General features: G+C 39.0%; 13 protein-coding genes. 8 read left to right on the top strand and 5 right to left on the bottom strand.

Annotation, left to right across the window (positions count from 1 at the left end):
* Positions 1-386: 386 nt before the first annotated feature.
* Entirely contained in the window at positions 387-3335 is a 2949-nt protein-coding gene (locus tag HDF25_RS19805) for a two-component regulator propeller domain-containing protein (protein ID WP_317618225.1), read from the bottom strand.
* A complete protein-coding gene (locus HDF25_RS25945; protein ID WP_317618224.1) occupies positions 3325-4095 on the bottom strand; it encodes a LytTR family DNA-binding domain-containing protein in 771 nt (256 codons plus the stop codon). The genes HDF25_RS19805 and HDF25_RS25945 overlap by 11 nt, the downstream gene beginning before the upstream one ends.
* 164 nt (positions 4096-4259) lie before the next feature.
* Here HDF25_RS25945 and HDF25_RS19795 point away from each other — a divergent pair, with 164 nt between their 5' ends.
* Both HDF25_RS19795 and HDF25_RS19790 read left to right on the top strand, forming a co-directional pair.
* A complete protein-coding gene (locus HDF25_RS19795; protein WP_184628021.1) occupies positions 4260-4973 on the top strand; it encodes a ferritin-like domain-containing protein in 714 nt (237 codons plus the stop codon).
* 10 nt (positions 4974-4983) lie between these two features.
* Positions 4984-5820 carry a ferritin-like domain-containing protein gene (locus HDF25_RS19790; RefSeq protein WP_184628018.1) on the top strand — a complete coding sequence of 279 codons (837 nt, stop codon included), beginning with the start codon at positions 4984-4986 and terminating at the stop codon, positions 5818-5820.
* A 104-nt stretch (positions 5821-5924) separates the two neighbouring features.
* Here HDF25_RS19790 and mqnC read toward each other — a convergent pair whose 3' ends face one another.
* Entirely contained in the window at positions 5925-7049 is a 1125-nt protein-coding gene (gene mqnC / locus HDF25_RS19785; protein WP_184628016.1) for a cyclic dehypoxanthinyl futalosine synthase, read from the bottom strand.
* Between the two features lie 99 nt (positions 7050-7148).
* On the opposite strand from mqnC, the gene HDF25_RS19780 reads away from it, so the two are divergent.
* Complete coding sequence (locus tag HDF25_RS19780) at positions 7149-8393, top strand: M16 family metallopeptidase (RefSeq protein WP_184628014.1); 1245 nt, start codon at positions 7149-7151, stop codon at positions 8391-8393.
* Positions 8386-9660: a M16 family metallopeptidase gene (locus HDF25_RS19775; protein WP_184628012.1), complete on the top strand. Its 1275-nt coding sequence runs from the start codon at positions 8386-8388 to the stop codon at positions 9658-9660. The genes HDF25_RS19780 and HDF25_RS19775 overlap by 8 nt, the downstream gene beginning before the upstream one ends.
* Before the next feature lie 55 nt (positions 9661-9715).
* On the opposite strand, the gene HDF25_RS19770 is transcribed toward HDF25_RS19775, so the two are convergent.
* Both HDF25_RS19770 and HDF25_RS19765 read right to left on the bottom strand, forming a co-directional pair.
* Complete coding sequence (locus tag HDF25_RS19770; protein ID WP_184628010.1) at positions 9716-11614, bottom strand: DUF3857 domain-containing protein; 1899 nt, start codon at positions 11612-11614, stop codon at positions 9716-9718.
* Positions 11611-13632, bottom strand: a complete 2022-nt coding sequence (locus HDF25_RS19765; RefSeq protein ID WP_184628008.1) for a transglutaminase domain-containing protein — start codon at positions 13630-13632, stop codon at positions 11611-11613. The genes HDF25_RS19770 and HDF25_RS19765 overlap by 4 nt, the downstream gene beginning before the upstream one ends.
* A 230-nt stretch (positions 13633-13862) precedes the next feature.
* Here HDF25_RS19765 and HDF25_RS19760 point away from each other — a divergent pair, with 230 nt between their 5' ends.
* The 4 genes from HDF25_RS19760 (at position 13863) to HDF25_RS19745 (ending at position 17175) form a co-directional block, all read left to right on the top strand.
* Positions 13863-14333, top strand: a complete 471-nt coding sequence (locus HDF25_RS19760) for a GNAT family N-acetyltransferase (protein WP_184628006.1) — start codon at positions 13863-13865, stop codon at positions 14331-14333.
* A 97-nt stretch (positions 14334-14430) separates the two neighbouring features.
* A complete protein-coding gene (gene guaB, locus HDF25_RS19755; RefSeq protein ID WP_184628004.1) occupies positions 14431-15900 on the top strand; it encodes an IMP dehydrogenase in 1470 nt (489 codons plus the stop codon).
* Positions 15901-15995: 95 nt separating this feature from the next.
* On the top strand, positions 15996-16559 hold the full coding sequence (locus tag HDF25_RS19750; RefSeq protein WP_184628002.1) for a hypothetical protein: 564 nt from the start codon (positions 15996-15998) through the stop codon (positions 16557-16559).
* A gap of 31 nt (positions 16560-16590) precedes the next feature.
* Entirely contained in the window at positions 16591-17175 is a 585-nt protein-coding gene (locus tag HDF25_RS19745) for a TIGR00730 family Rossman fold protein (protein ID WP_184628000.1), read from the top strand.
* Positions 17176-17412: the final 237 nt, after the last annotated feature.

Here is a 17412-nt window from a genome sequence, read left to right as displayed (position 1 = left end):
AATCATTTTTTGCTTAATCAAATTTAATATAAAAAGCTTTTCAAAAAAAGAATTTTTTCAAATTTTGCCTGAAGATCTTCAAGAGGTTGCTGATCAGATCAATTATTGTCTCTGTAAATTAGCAAATGAATTTTAAACAAGGTCTTTTTAACATTAGGGGGCAAAAAAAAAGTGGTAAAGCTTTTACTTTACCACTTTTTAACACACAAATGAAACCTGAATTGAGATAAGTTTTAGGTTAGGTTAAAAATATCTTTTGCCAATTCTATAAGAACGCGTTTTACAAACTATGTTTGTTTTAATATCTATAACAAGTTTAATGCAAATTTCAATCGAAACGAATAATACTTAGTAAGTGGTAGGTATCATTGAGTAAACGGTAAAAGCTATCTGTTTGGGACTAGAATTGAGATAGTTGTGCCCGAATTACCATTCTGTCTGATGCTGATTTGTATAGGATTTGCCTCAATCTGATTAATCAGGTTGATCCTTTCCTGTGTAAGGCTCATGCCTTTACTCTCATGTTTTTCTCTTTTTATCTTCAGCGAGTTCTCGATACCTATCCCGTCATCGATAATCTGAATCAACAGGGAGTCAGGCTCCTGATGATGAATTTCAATAGAGATCCGTCCGCCATTTTCCATAGGCATCAGTCCGTGCCAGATCGCATTTTCAATATAAGGCTGCAGGATCATGGAAGGAATCATCGTTTCATCCTGGTCGATATCTTTGGCAATATTGATCGTATAACTGAATTTTTCTCCAAATCTTTTCTTTTCCAGTGCCAGATAAAGAGAAAGATATTCAATTTCTTCCTCCAGGGAAATAAAACTTTTGGTACATATGTCCAGGTTTTTTCTGATCAGTTTGGCAAAACCAGTCAATATCTTATTTGCAGATGAGGTGTCTTTGGTATTGATATAATGCTGTATAGAATTCATTACGTTAAATACAAAGTGAGGGTTCATCATAGCTTGCAGTGCCTGTTGTTCCAGCATCAGGATTTTGTTCTTTAGCAAGAGCCTTTGCTGCTCTTTATCTTTTTGCTGTTTGGTTACAATGACAGCAATTTTATAAAAACTGAAGCTTGCAATCAGCAGTATCAAAAATATAAACCACCAGGATTGCCAGAAATGAGCTTTTAAAAGGAAGGTGACCCCCACAGGCTTGCTCCACTGACTGTTATTTGTTTTTGCACTCAGTTCAAACTTGTATTGCCCTGGTTCGAGAGAGGAAAACTCCAGCCTTCTGTTTTTGGTTTCCGTCCATCCATTGGTCGATTTTAATCTGTATCTGTATAAAATATTGTTGTCCTGGAAATCGAGGGCGCTGTAATAGAAGGTAATGTTATTATCTGCCGGTGCTAAGTTAAATGGGGCAGTATTGATCTTCAATGAATTTCTGTTACTTATAACAGCTGATATCAGTACTTTAGGTACTTCCTTATTCCTGTCAAAAGGGGTGTTGGCGAAGAAGACCAGTCCATGATTCGTTGCAAAATAAGCAGTATCCTTGTCAATATATAACTCATTGACATCATTATCCAGCAGGCTGTTAGTGTATTCAAATGATTCTACAGGGTTCTTTCCGTTCAGTGAAATCCTGTTTACCCCGTTATTGGTAATGACCCAGATATGGTCATGCTGAATAAATAGTTTTTTGCAAATATTATTGGCCAGTCCGTCTTCTCTGGTCAGCTGCCTGATCAGCAGATTGTTTTTTAAAATGAGAACTCCATAACCATCTGTGGCCAGCACAATTGTTCCATCTGGCAACTGCGCAATATCATTGATCCTTTTGGTGAATAATGGATGTTGCTGATACCATTTGGTCAGTTTCCCACCAGCTAATTCTGAGAGGCCGTTGACATTGGAAAACCACAACTGATCATTTTTATCATAATAAACCCGGTACGATCTGCTGCTGAAAAAGTTTTTTCCGTCCTTATAATCGGATGAAGCAAACGATAACTTATGGAAAGGGTCATCCAGGATAACCACTCCGGAAGATAAGGCAAGCGAAAGACGGTTTTTACTGCTTATACTGAAGTTTTTCAAGACAAATCCGGAATTATGAGTTTCCTGAAGATAACTGATATTCTTCCCCGGATCAGTATTATTGCGCAACATCCCTAAACCATAATCCGAACTGAAAAAAATATTTTTTCCGTCAGAATCACTACTTAATTGTTTAATGGCATTAAATTTCTTTTTGTCAGGGAGATCGATTTTACTGATTTGCTGACCAGATTTTTTAAGGATGTTGATCTTTCCGTTATCCATTCCCAGCCATAATTTGCCATCATGATCTTTCATTACACTTTTAACAGTATTACTGCTTAAGCCATTGTGATTGTCGATAATGTAGACCCTTTTCGATTTTTTTGGCAGCATGTAAATCCCATTGGTTGTGGTGAACCACATATTTTCCCTGTTGTCTTTGATAACCTGGTTTGTCGTCAGGTTAGGTAAATAATGTGTTTGAACTCCACCTGCTTCCAGATGATAAACTCCTGAACCTGTTGTCATCCAGAGTTCCTGCTCATTCTCAGCATAGAAATAACCAGGATTGTCAGAGAGAAGGGCGCTGTCAATTTTCATGGTCAGCGTCTGCTGGTCCCCATTTTTGAGATTCAGTCCTTTATTATCCAGGAAAAACATAGTTCTGTCTGGCAGGTTCTCTGCGGTCTTATAAGACAACTGATTGATACCAGATGATGTTTTATTGAAGTTTTTACCATCAAAAAGACGCAGACAATGTGCACTGGATGCCCAGATTCTACCCATTTTGTCCTCATAGACGAAAGTATTGATAAACTGGCCGGAGTGATCTGTTGAAGTATATTTTTTCAGTGATCTGCCATCCCAGCGGGCCAGCATATTTTTGTTGGTTCCGAACCATATATTGCCTTTGCTATCCTCAAAGAATGAGGTGACAACACCGTTAAATTTTAATAATTTCAGTAATATATTGTTGCTTTCATTATAGATCACACCGTCCTTGAAATAGCTTAACTGGCCATTCAGAGCTGAAAACCATATTCTGCCAGACCTGTCCTCATTAATTCTGATAATCTGGTTATCAGGTAAGCCGTCATCTACAGAAAATGTTTCAAATACCTTTCCATCAAACCTGCTTACACCAGCATCAGAAGAAACCCAGATATACCCCTTCTGATCCTGCAAAATAAAATAGCAATTATTACTTGGAAGCCCATCCCTGGTACTGTAATGTTTAATGAAAGTGGTTTGACCATAGCTAAAAAAACCTGAAACAAGTAAAAGGATAAGTAGAATAAATCCCGTTATGCCCGGCTTTTTTGTTTTATTTATCACTGGTGAAGCTGGTATATTGTTTAACTTTTTCTGCAAAAATACTCGCCCTTCTGCGAGATACAGCAATTTTCTCTCCGTTTGTCAATAAAACTTCCAGACCATTCCTGGAATTGTACTCTTTTAAATAATTTAAATTGACAATACTTGATTTGTGTATACGGATAAACTGGTTTTCAGGTAAAATTTCTTCATAATCCTTGAGAACCCTCGATACGGTAATCTTTTCCCTGTTGTCCAGGTGAAAGATGGAATAATTGCTGTCAGCCTCGATACGGATAATTTCATTCAGATCAATTAGTGTATAACCCTGGCCATTAGGCAGACTCAGTTTCCTGATTTCTGTCCGGTCGGCTAAATTAATTGCTAAGTTTTTTAAACGCTCATTTCTCTCCGATTCCAGATCACTCAACCTGATATATCTCGAAGCCTTTTCTACGGTTTCCTTGAGTTCATCAATATCAATAGGCTTTAGTAAATAATCCAGCGCATTAGCTTTAATTGCTTTGAGCGCATACTGATCATAGGCTGTTGTGAAAACTACCTGTGCGTGGTTTAGTTTCGCATCTGGAATGAGCTCAAACCCATTTTTACCAGGCATAGCGATGTCCAGAAAAATAAGGTCGACCTCATGCTGAGAGAGCAATTCCCTGGCTTCATCCACAGATTTTGCAATCCCACAGATATGTACATTTTCACAATTTTCCTGTAAAAGAAAATAAAGTGAAGAACGCGCAAATTCTTCATCATCTACTATAATCACATTGAACACGGGCCGATATTTTTATAAGGTGAAATTATCAAAAAAATAGGGGAGACAAGAATTTTTATTCAAAACTCAAAAACCAAAGCGTTTTATCTCGCGTATGTCACGGTATAATCATGGGGGCCCTCACATTGTTGAACCATATTATAAAAATATTTCTTATGAAAAGTTTACAAGAACAAGAGACAGAATTGCTGTACAAAGAGAGCGGTATTCTGACTGCCAAACTGCAACGCAGATCGTTTCTGCAATATGCAGGAGCAGGCGTGGCTGGGGCAGCCTTAATAGCTGCCGGCTGTAAAAAAGATCACAACAATGATAATGGGCTTAGCACTGGTGTTGATTTGGGTAGTGGAGATTTAGGTATATTAAATTATGCTTATGCACTCGAACAGTTAGAAGGTGCATTTTATGATACAGTCGTAAAATCTCCATACACGAATATTTCGCCTTATGAGTTGTCCTTGCTGACTGACATCAGGGACCATGAACTGGCACATCGTGAGTTTTTCAAAAAAGCTTTAGGGACTAATGCTATACAAGCCTTAACTGTAAACTTTTCGGCTATCAATTTTACTGATAGAACAAGTGTCCTGACAGCTGCTAAAGCCTTTGAAGATTTGGGTGTATCAGCTTACAACGGGGCAGGTAAATTAATTAAATCGGCAGATTATTTATTGATCGCCGGAAAAATCGTTTCAGTTGAGGCTCGTCATGCTGCATTGATCCGTGATTTGCTATCTAACGGAACTTTTGCGGATAACACTGTGATCGATGTTAATGGATTAGATGCTGCAAGATCACCTCTTGCCGTTTTATCTATAGCTAAAGCCTATCTGTCAACACAAATTAACGCCTCTAATTTACCTTCTTAATCAGGAAATCATGAATATCATCAACATATTAGAAGAAATTGAAAAAGTGGATGGAGAAGTATATGAACGCTTAAATCCACGCAGAGCGGCCATGAAACAATTTTACGGTTTCGGTTCTAAAGTAGCTTTGGCAGCTCTTCCACTGGCTTTGGGTTCTATGTTTAAAAAAGCCTATGGGCAAACAACGACCAGTGTATTGGGTGTGCTGAATTTTGCTTTAACACTGGAATATATAGAATATAACTTTTATCAGACCGGATTAAATACACCAGGTTTGATCCCAGCCGGAACTCCGGCATTGGCAGCACTAACTAATATCCGTGATCATGAGCTGGCTCACGTTAATTTATTAAAAGGAGCGATCACCGGATCAGGAGGTACGCCTGTATCATTTACAGCTTCGCAGTTTGATTTTACCGCACAAGGTAATTTTAATGCTGTATTTACTGATTATCCTACTTTTCTGGCTGTTGCCCAGGTATTCGAAGATACGGGCGTAAGAGCCTACAAAGGTCAGGCAGCAAATTTAATGGGCAGCCCAAGTGTGTTACAGACAGCTTTGCAGATTCATTCTGTAGAAGCTAGACATGCTGCGCACATCCGTGAGATGCGTCAGGCACCAGCGGGAGGAGGAGTAACTGCATTGAGACCATGGATTACCGGAGCTAATGACAGCGGGGTGCCTGCTGCAGCGGCAAATTATGCAGGTGAAGATAATGTAGTACAATTAGGTATTAATATTCCAGGACTTGGATTTTCTGTAAATGCATCTACTGCCGCATTTGACGAACCATTAACTATGGCAGCCGTTAATGCTATTGCCAGTTTATTTATTAAAACATCATAATATTTGAGGAGAGGTTTGTGAGGGGGAAGAAGGGAGAGGAAGGCAGACCTTTCCCTTTGTTTATCATTAAAAAACCCGGGTTTGTTGCCCGGGTTTTTTATATATTAGTAATTGATAACCTGTTCTTCCAGATGTTCCGGTAAATCACGGTAATTATATTGTTGTCCCCTTAACTGAGGTTCAAATCCGGCTTCTCTGATTGCGTCCTGAATTCCTTTAGCTGTAAAACGATGTGGTGCACCGGCAGCAGAAACTACATTTTCTTCAATCATAATAGATCCGAAATCGTTTGCTCCGGCATGTAAACATAACTGAGCTACACTCTTACCTACAGTCAGCCATGATGCCTGGATATTTTTAATATTAGGCAGCATGATTCTGCTTAGTGCAAGCATTCTGATGTATTCATCTCCTGAAACATCATTGGTAATCCCTCTGAGACGTTTTAATAGGGTGCCATCATCCTGGAAAGGCCATGGAATAAAGGCTAAAAACCCTTTTGCATGTTCAGGTTTTTCACTTTGTACTTCCCTGATCCATACCAGGTGCTCAAAACGTTCATCTATCGTTTCCACATGACCGAACATCATTGTTGCAGAAGTTGTGATATCCAGCTGATGTGCTGCACGCATTACGTCCAGCCATTCCTGCCCGCCACATTTTCCTTTGGAAATCAAGCGGCGAACTCTGTCGTTCAATATTTCAGCGCCTGCACCCGGAAGGGAATCCATACCGGCAGCTTTTAAAGCACTTAAAACTTCTGTATGTGTCAGCTTATCCAGTTTAGCCACATGAGCAATTTCGGGCGGGCCCAAAGCATGCAGTTTCAGGTCAGGATAAAGCTCTTTTAATTTGCGAAAAAGATCAGCATAAAATTCCAGTCCCAGATCAGGGTGGTGTCCACCCTGTAAAAGCAACTGATCACCACCGAGGCGGAAAGTTTCTTCGATTTTAACCTTATAAGTCTCAATATCTGTAATATAACTCTCGTCGTGTCCAGGTCTTCTGAAGAAATTACAAAACTTGCAGTTTGCAATACAAACATTGGTTGTGTTTACATTTCTATCAATTTGCCAGGTAACCTTTCCACTGGGCACTTGTTTTTTTCTCAGCTCATTGGCTACAAAAGCCAATTCGGCTGTAGCAGCATTGTGGTACAAAAACACACCCTCTTCTTTACTTAAAAAGTCGAATTGCAGGGCCCTTTGTAATAATTCGGCAGTATTCATACGACAAATATACCATAAGTTCCGCTGTTTTTATTTCATCAAATTATCACATTTAGCCTAAATCATTATTCCTATATTTGACAGAATTATATATTTTTTATGGTAGATTTTAATCGTTTTACATTAGCTAATGGCTTACGTGTCCTGGTACACGAAGATGATACAACCCCAATGGCTGTATTAAATATCCTGTATGACGTTGGAGCCAGAGATGAGGAAGAAGGTAAAACCGGCTTTGCACATCTGTTTGAGCATCTGATGTTTGGAGGATCTGTCAATATTCCCGTTTATGATGAACCACTGCAAAGAGTAGGAGGAGAAAATAATGCTTTCACCAGTAATGATATTACCAACTATTATATCACTTTGCCAGCAACCAATATAGAAACTGCCTTCTGGCTTGAAAGTGACCGTATGCTTAGCCTGGCATTTTCTGAAAAAAGTCTGGAAACACAAAGGAATGTAGTTTGTGAAGAATTTAAACAAAGATATCTGAATCAACCTTATGGTGACGTATGGTTGAAATTACGTCCGCTTGCTTACAAAAAGCATTCTTATCGCTGGGCAACTATCGGGCAGGATCTTCAGCAGATTGAAAATGCATCGATGGAAGATGTGAAAGCATTCTTTAAAAAACATTATAATCCACAGAATGCAATTATGGTTGTAGGTGGAAATGTAAAGACCGAAGAAATTAAATTGCTGGCCGAAAAATGGTTTGCTCCAATTCCTGCCGGAGATAAATATGTCCGGAACTTAATTCAGGAACCAGTTCAGACCGAGGAACGTAAAGAGACGGTGATTGCTAATGTCCCTTTGAATGCATTTTATATGGCATTTAAAATGCCTGCGCGCAGAGATGCCGATTACCAGACTTACGATCTTTTATCCGATGTACTTTCTCAGGGACAGTCATCAAGACTTTATAACAGCTTATTAAAAGAACAGCAGCTTTTTAGTGATATTCATGCTTATATTACAAGTAGCCTGGATGAAGGGTTATTTGTAATTGAAGGTAAATTGAGCGAGGGTGTAGCCGTAGAAACTGCAGAAACGGCCGTTTGGGCAGAATTGCACCAGATTTCTACAGAAGAAGTGAGCCAGACAGAATTGACCAAAGTGAAAAATAAATCAGAATCAATTATGGTATTTGCTGAAATGAATCTGCTGGATAAAGCAATGAACCTTGCTTATTATGAACTGCTGGGGGATGCAGATGGATTAAATACCGAGATCAATAAATATCTCGCTGTTGATGCTGCACAGATATTAAAGGCCGCTAAAAAGACTTTCGTCAGAGAGCAATGTTCAACTTTATACTATTTAAATCTCGAAAATGCTTAACCGAACCCTTATACCTGAATCAAGACAGGTGAATGAGATAAATTTTATTGCTCCCAAACAACAGGAACTGGCAAACGGGATTAAAGTATTTACTGTGAATGCTGGCAAACAGGAACTCGTTCGTATTGAATTTGTTTTTGAAAATGTGAACTGGGATGAATCAAAGCCACTTCAGGCAATTGCCGTCAACCATCTGATCAATAATGGAACGGCTAAACTGACAGCTAAAGAAATTGCTGATCAGGTTGATTATTACGGTGCATTTTTGCAGACTGAGTATGGTGCAGATCAGTCCAGTATCAAAATATACACCTTAAATAAACACTTGCAGGAAGTATTACCAATTTTATGGTCTATACTGAATGAGAGCATTTTTCCTCAGCAGGAGCTGGATATCTTTAAACAAAATCAGCAGCAATCCCTTAAGGTCAGCCTGCAAAAGAATGATTTTATTGCCAGAAAAAACTTTGCGCATGCTATTTTCGGAACTTCAACTTATGGATCTGATATAGAAGTTGAGGATTATCAGGCTATAGAAAGAGCAGACCTGGTTAGTTATTTCAATGCAGCCTATAAACCAGAAAACTGTACCATATTCGTAGCCGGGAAATTTGAGCAGGCTGAGTTTGACTTGCTGGATGCTTCATTCGGAAAAGGATGGAACAACCAGGCAGTTTCAAAGGTCAATGAATTCTCATTTGATTTTTCACCTAAAGGGGAGATTTTTATTGAACGGCCGGATGCGATACAATCTGCAATCAGGATGGGAACACTGAGTATTAACCGGACGCATGTAGATTTTGCTGGTTTTCAGGTAATGAACTGTTTGCTGGGTGGTTATTTCGGATCAAGACTGATGGCAAATATCAGGGAGGATAAAGGATATACTTATGGAATTGGCTCTGCCATTGTTTCCATGAAGGATGCCGGATACTTTTTTATCGCGACTGAAGTTGGTGCAGATGTTTGCACAAGTGCTTTAAATGAAATTGAGAAAGAGATTGATTTGCTTAAAACAGAACTGGTTACAGAAGAAGAACTAAGTCTTGTACGCAGTTATATGTTAGGCTCTATGCTGGGGAGTCTTGAAAATGCTTTCTCCCATGCAGATAAATTTAAGAATATCTATTATTCCGGACTGGGTTATGATTATTACGATAATTATATTAAAACAGTGAAATCTATCACGGCTGAAGAGTTGAAAGCTTTAGCCAATAAATATTTGAATACAGCTGATTTTACCAAAGTAGTAGTTGGTAAGAAGTAAGAATAAAACCTGCTTAAGATTCATTTAATGAATCTTAAGCAGGTTTCTGGTTAAACTAATTAACTTTAGCCAGTACCACTTTTTGTTTATCCGCCAGATAGATTTTCTTGTAAAAATCTACAAGGTCCTTGTATTTTTCCGGGGTATATTTTTTACTGTTCATCTGCTGGTTCCGGGTGTAGACAATAGTATTGTCTTTCAGCACAGCCTTAGCCGTATATTTTCCGAATTCAGATTCGAGCAAAATGTCCTGAGGAACAAATTCTGCCTTATATCCCTCTGGTAAGGTGTAAATAATTTCGTCTGTGTCCCTGTATCCATAAGGAACGGAAAAAGAAGTTTTTCTGTTCTCTACTTTAGCCGGAACACTTTCTCTCCGGTTTAATAAATTCAAAGTCAGAAATAGCTTATCTCCTCCCTGCGTTAACATCTGTGAACTATTTAACACAATGTCTTCCTCAATTTTTGGGGAGGTTTTATCAGGTTGCAGAAAGCTGGCAGATGAAATTTCCATATTAGGTATACCCAGATTATTCATCAGTTTTTTGCGCTGTTCTACAGGCTCGATTAACAACATTCTCAGCATACCTTCATATTGCGCATTACAGTAAGAGGTTTTGATATGAATGGCTGCAGACCGGTCAGGGGCTAATAATACCGTGGTTTTGCGACTCTGCAGATTGGCTTCGGGGGTATAAACAGGTGTATTTACCAGTTTTCCGCCCTCTTCCGTGACAAGAAGCACGGTTCTTGCGGCATTGTCATCTCCAATATAACCGACAGGGGTATGCTGACTTGTACATTCCAGCCAGGTCGTGTCCTTTGCTGCCGGAACACATAAGATCATATGATTAGCTTGTCCAAAACTTGCATATTTAGTCTTCAGAGAGGGTAGGCCAGAACCTATAATAACCAGGTGTGAAGCAATACCTGCTTCAGATAAAAGCGCTTTCATATAGTTGGATAATGCTTTGCAGTCTCCATAGTTCACTGCCGCGACCTTCTCGGCAGTGATAGGCTTAAATCCGCCGATACCCAGTTGAACACCAACATATCTGGTATTGGATTGCAGATATTGATAAAGAATAGCAATTTTCTCTTTATCAGTTTTCGCAGATGCAATTAATGTTTTAACAATTGCCTTCGTGTTTTCAGGTAAGATTTGCCCGGAGTTGCTAAGCTGGTATACCCATGAGCCCAGATTTTTCCAGTTTTCGACATTACCTTTTGAATTGTCATATTCAAATTCATTCGGAGATGCAGTTACCCATGGCACCAGATTTTTAAGTCCCACAGACATCGGTTCATGCTCAAAGGCCGGAAGCTTCTGACAGGCCCATTTATAGGTTGTCTTGGTATCGGTTACTGTAGAATCTGTTTTAAGCTGTTCGCTTTTCAGATACCTGAAATTAATGGACTTCGGAATCTCTAAAGTATAAGATGATTTCTCTATAGCCAGATCGTATGCTTCAATCGGTTCCCAGGATGGAAATGAAAGATAACCATTATAATCCTTGCTGTAACTATATTCGATGGTATAAGGATAGGTGGCATTTAAGAATACCAGGCCTTTTCTTCTGTTATCATCATACATTGTGCCTTCGGACGTGATACTTTCATCCTTAAAGTCGGAGCTTTTATAAGATCTGATTTTAATTCCTTTGGCATCATACATGACGGCTTTCAGATTGTATATGGAGGAAAATTTATCATAATACTCGGACATATAGCTAAAACCATCCCCATTCTTATTCAGAACGGTGATGGCAATTTTATAATTATAGGTAGCGTTATGTGTGTTTTTAACTGTGAAATTCTGTTCTTCCATCCGGACAACAGCCGTTGATTTAGTCAGCAGTTCTGCCGGAATACCAGCAGTATCATATGTTTCCTGTGCACTGGCAAGACCTGTACAGCAAAGTAGGGCTAAAAATAAGCAGGTATTTAATTTCATGATTTTTTGAATACAATTTGTTCAGCTTGTTTGCGAACGATGTTTTTATAAAGCTCTTTCAAATTGTAATATTCATCAGGGCTGTAAGTTGTTTTGAGAATGGAAATTTTACTAACCATATTTAGCCTGTTACCCTCTACGGTGTACAGGATACTAAATGTTCCGCCATCATCAGGTAACTTGAATCTTTCATTTTTAGGGATCTGGTCCAGTTTGTAATCTTCAGGAAATTCGATAGATAAGCGGTAGCTGTGTTCATTTGGATGGGCAAAATCTACAGGGAAATTCCTTTCTTCCAGACTGAATGGATTTTGTTTAACCCTTTCAAATAATAGAGGGGTGAAATAAGAAAGATTACCTGCAGTTTCGATATTATCTTCAATGGTGACATCCATACTCTCTATTAATGCTTCATCCGGATTATTTACATTGTCTATCTTGAAATTACTGATTTCCAATCCTGGTTTATTGAGCTTGTATCCTTTCAGAAACTCTTCTTCATTAGTGGCTGTCTGATAAGAATTTCTGGTCTCAACAGCGTCATAGTTGTTTTTTGAAACAGATAAGGTACCTTTTAATTTATTCTCTTTATCCAGAACAAGATTGTAAAAGACACTGGTTTTGCTGGCTAAGGTATTATCCGTAGATACCCATTCTCCGTCAACAGCTGTTCTGTCGATTTTAAGACCCTTGTGATTTAAGTTCTCATAACTTAAGAGATCCTTAACATTATTTTTATCAACCGCATCGAGTAAATATTTTTTCTCTCCGTTTCCGGCCATCACAATTACACTATTAAACTTTGTAGCCAGCGGATAACCGGGGTGAGTTCCATTCTCTCTGGTACTGACCAATACAGGGTAACATTCCAGTCCGGCAGCATCCAGTAAACCTAGTAATACCAGGTTGATTTCTGCCGAGTTACCGGATTTTTTCTCCAGAATAGCCTTTTGATTAGAGGCCTCTGTATAGACGCGGTATTTATTATCCCATTTCAGATTGTTTTTGACATAATTGAAGATGAGATTTGTCTTGGCCTCAGGATCTGTCTCCTGTTTGATAATTTCTTTAACCAGTGCTTTGCTGGCGCTGTTTTTACGGATAAAGCCGCCAAAGCTTTCGTGATCCATCATCTCCTTGACAATCTTTGGCCAGGTAGAAGTATAAGCCTTATAACCAGTATTTGGAAAATTGGTTGCATTCAGCTCGAAACCAATTTTACTAATGTAATCATACAATGTAGTAATATAGCTTTCACTCTTGATGGCCGGCGCATCTTCAACATAATACTGTGATTCTACAGTTGAGATCGATACATTTTCCGTTCTGCTTGTCGCATTGGGAATAGAATAATTACTTGTGCTGCTAATTGGCTTTAACTGATTGATATTGATATATCCCCCTGCATTTATTTTATAAATATAATAATCAGGTACAATTATGCTGAAAGAAGAATAACGGGTAGGGTAGCGGTCCTGAAAATACCAGTCATCAAGTCTGAAGGTAAAATCAGATTTTGTTCTGTATCTGTATTCGATGATTGAGCCTTCTTTAATATTAGGCAGCGTGAATTTTTTGACAATGTGTTTATCATCCAGCCGGCTGGTAAATTTAGCATCATTGTTCATTTTACTGGTTTCAACCTTACCGTCTTTCAGATTATAGGTAGCTCCGTTAATGAAGTCCATTTTTTCTTCTGAACCCTGTCCATCGCGGTATAATCTGACTTCGACATTGGCCAGGTCATAGGCTTGTTTGTTAATGATTTTATACCTTACATGTCTTTCCAGAACGTAGACAAATGTACCAGAGGGGCCAACTTCAAAATGGGCGTTTCCAACTTCAAAAAGTTTAACGGCGGCAGCAGCCGAATCGGCTCCATGAGCCTTAGTTTCAAATTCTTCGGGATTTACTTTTCCATATTTAAAAGTTAGTAATTTTTCCGGAGTTTTCTGTGCGGAAACCTCGATTTTAAGAAATAGCAGGGCTATTAAAATGAGGTTTAATTTTTTAATCATGAGCGTGTCTTTTGTTTTGCAATTTTAATACTAAATTTCCTAATGAAAAAACATTTTTAAATTTGCCTAAAAACGACATTACCCGATATTATGCACTTTTGTGGGAAATAAGGAAGGGAGATGTAAAAATAATTCTATTTCTTTTCTACCGTTTTTCTATCTGAAATATTTGTTCATATTTGCGCCGGATAAAGCTCATCCTTTAAAAGGAATGGTTACAAAACATATTTATGACGCTCAATAAAATCGATATCAACAATTTCGTTTATAAACTGAATCACGATCTGTCTACCGTTGACTGGACTTACGTTTGCGAACTGTTTTCCAGGATAGAATGGAGAACAAGAGTAGAAGCAGAAATTGAATCAGCATTCAGAAAAAGTACCTGGACGTTGTTTGTGTATCACGAAGATCAGCTAGTTGCTTTTGGAAGAGTGGTGGGAGATGGAAGGTACTACGCTGTCATGGCAGATATTGTAGTAGATCCGGATTTCCAGGGAAATGGTTTAGGCAAAAAAATAATCAATATGCTAAACGGTCAACTGGAGAATTATCATTTTGTAAATCTGACAGCTGCGCCTGGAAAGGGAGACTTCTATCAGAAGCTGGGCTGGAAAAAACAGACCACCTCTTATATTTGGCCACAGGGGCCTAAACAGCTGAGACAGCATTGTGAGCCGGAAGAAGGCACAGAGATTTAATCTGATTGTCATCTTCTCTTTATTTTGGGGAACTATTTCGGATTTGAAATAATTTGTGTAGATTTGCCCGGCAAGTAATAACTCCTAATTATTTGCTATGCAACTCGATCCCCAAAAATTTATTGCCGAAGGACTAACATATGACGATGTCTTATTAGTTCCAGCCTATTCTGAAGTCCTTCCACGTGATGTAAACACCGGAAGTTATTTAACCAAAAAAATACGTATTAATGTCCCTGTAGTTTCAGCTGCAATGGATACTGTTACCGAATCGGGACTTGCAATTGCAATTGCACAGGCCGGAGGTATTGGTATGCTGCACAAAAACATGAGCATTGAACGTCAGGCTGAAGAAGTAAGCAAAGTTAAACGTTCTGAAAGTGGAATGATTCAGGATCCGGTAACACTTCGTGCTGATGCTATCATCGCCGATGCTTTCCAGATCATGACAAAATATAAAATAGGCGGTATACCTATTATTGATAATGACAACAAACTCGTAGGTATTATTACCAACCGTGACCTTCGTTTTCAAAAAGATATGCAGCGCCCGGTTTCAGAAGTGATGACTTCAGAAAATCTGATTACTGCAGCAGAAGGTACTACACTGATCCAGGCAGAAGAAATTCTTCAGGATTATAAAATTGAAAAACTACCTGTGATCAATAAAGAAGGCCACCTGGCCGGATTGATTACTTTTAAAGATATCCAGAAATATAAAAATTATCCTAAAGCCTGTAAAGATGAACGTGGCCGCCTGAGAGTTGGTGCTGCTGTTGGTGTGGCTGCTGATAACATAGACCGCGTTGCTGCCCTTGTTAAAGCTGGAGTTGATGTGGTTACTGTAGATACAGCACACGGACACTCTAAAGGAGTAATTGACATGGTTAAGGCCATTAAAGCCCGTTTCCCTGACTTACAGGTGATTGCCGGTAATATCGCTACGGCCGAAGCAGCTCTTGCCCTGGCAGAGGCTGGTGCTGACGCTGTTAAAGTGGGTATCGGACCAGGTTCAATCTGTACAACCAGAATCATAGCAGGTGTGGGAGTACCTCAGCTATATGCAGTTTATGAATGTGCACAAGCCTTAAAAGGTACAGGAATTCCTGTTATCGCTGACGGAGGTATTAAACAAACAGGAGATATCGTAAAAGCACTTGCGGCAGGTGCCAGTTCAATTATGGCAGGTTCGCTGTTTGCAGGAGTTGAGGAGTCGCCAGGCGAAACTATCATTTACGAAGGGCGTAAATTTAAATCATACCGCGGAATGGGTTCTGTAGAAGCGATGCAACATGGCTCTAAAGACCGTTACTTCCAGGATGAAGAAGATGTAGTTACCAAACTTGTTCCCGAAGGTATTGTTGGCCGTGTACCTTATAAAGGTACCCTGTCAGAAGTAATTTATCAATATGTAGGAGGTTTAAGAGCAGGAATGCACTATTGCGGAGCAGCAACCATTGAAGAGCTGCAACAAGCTAAATTTGTCCGGATTACGGCTGCTGGTATGAGAGAAAGTCATCCACATGATATTTCTATCACTAAGGAAGCACCAAATTATTCACGTTAAGATTTTTTGAATCCCCATTTTTAAATCAATCAGTGCTTTTATATAAAGCGCTGATTGATTTTTTTATTATATAATAATATATTTTAGAAAATTTTATGAGAGTAGAAATCGAAGTACCTGTTCCAGGTGTTTATATAAATGACTTTGACAAAATCGCTGTACCAGCTTTTATGGATGAAGTTGAAGGAGGCGTTACATTATCGTTCCTCGGTATTGAAGCCCTGAAAAGTTATCAGTCAGAATTGCTGACCCATGATGAGGCAGAAGGATTCGAGCAGCGGAATGAAGTAAGAGCCAGGATTAAGAAGGAACTGAAAAAAGCAATATCAGAGAATCTGGCAATCATGGGCGCTATCCGTGATTACGCTGAGGCTTTATTCACCTTTATTTATGACAGGGAAGGACATAGAGAAGATAAAAAACGAATTCTTAATGAGGTGATCCAGAATATAAATACAGCCGGAGATGGCCAGGAACTGGAGGAAGCTATCAAAGAATCAACTTATGAATTAGGTCCATTGGTTTTGAGTTATAGATTAACCTTCAGAAACTATTCTTTTAATACTATAGATTTTGATTTTCCGGCTATTAAAAGTCAGTTGACAGCCGATCTGGAAAATCTGAAAAATGAGTTCACAAAGAATACCGGAAAAGCTTAATGCTAGTGTTAATTATTAAATAATTTTTCAAATGAAATCGATTTGTGTTTATTGCGGTGCAAATTTTAATGGTGATCCGGTATTGCGGGCAGCAGTAGAGAATCTTGCACAGGCATTTGTTGATCAGGAAATCCGTCTGATCTATGGAGGTGGAAGTGTTGGAGTGATGGGAATTATTTCAAATGAAGTTATGCAACGTAAAGGTCAGGTAACTGGTGTTATTCCCCAGTTTTTATTGGACCTTGAAGTGGGTAACCAGGAGGTGACAGAACTGATTGTGACCGAAAATATGCATCAGCGTAAGCAAAAAATGGCAGATCTTGCTGAAGGATTTATTATCCTCCCAGGTGGGTTCGGAACTTTAGAAGAGTTTTTTGAAGTCCTGACCTGGTTACAGCTGGGCTTACATAATAAAGCAGTAGGTGTATTGAATATAGGTGGGTTTTATGATCATCTGTTTGCTCAACTCGATGTTATGGTTGAACACAAGATGTTAAAGCCCGCTAACAGGGCTTTAGTGGTTGATGCAGCCGAACCGCTTGAATTATTGCAGAAAATGAAATCATTTCAGGCTTCACCAGAATCGGTATGGTATAAAGACAGGGATCTGACCTGATCTGTACTTCTTAAAGCTGTGCCGGCTTATGTTTCTATACCGGTACAGCTTCATAATAATTTTCCTGTAAACAGCATGAGACAGAGCTGAGTTCTGTATGTGTTCAGTTATGCTTTGGTTCGGACTTTGTTCGGACTTCGTTCGAAGATTGTTCGAAGATCCTTCGAACGGAGACGAACAAAATCCGAACCATCTCTGAAGTTAATACAACCTCAGCTCAAATCAGCTCACTCCCCA

The organism is Pedobacter cryoconitis, from assembly GCF_014207135.1.
Taxonomy (GTDB): Bacteria; Bacteroidota; Bacteroidia; order Sphingobacteriales; family Sphingobacteriaceae; genus Pedobacter; species Pedobacter cryoconitis_D.
This window is presented reverse-complemented; position numbering and strand designations above follow the sequence as displayed.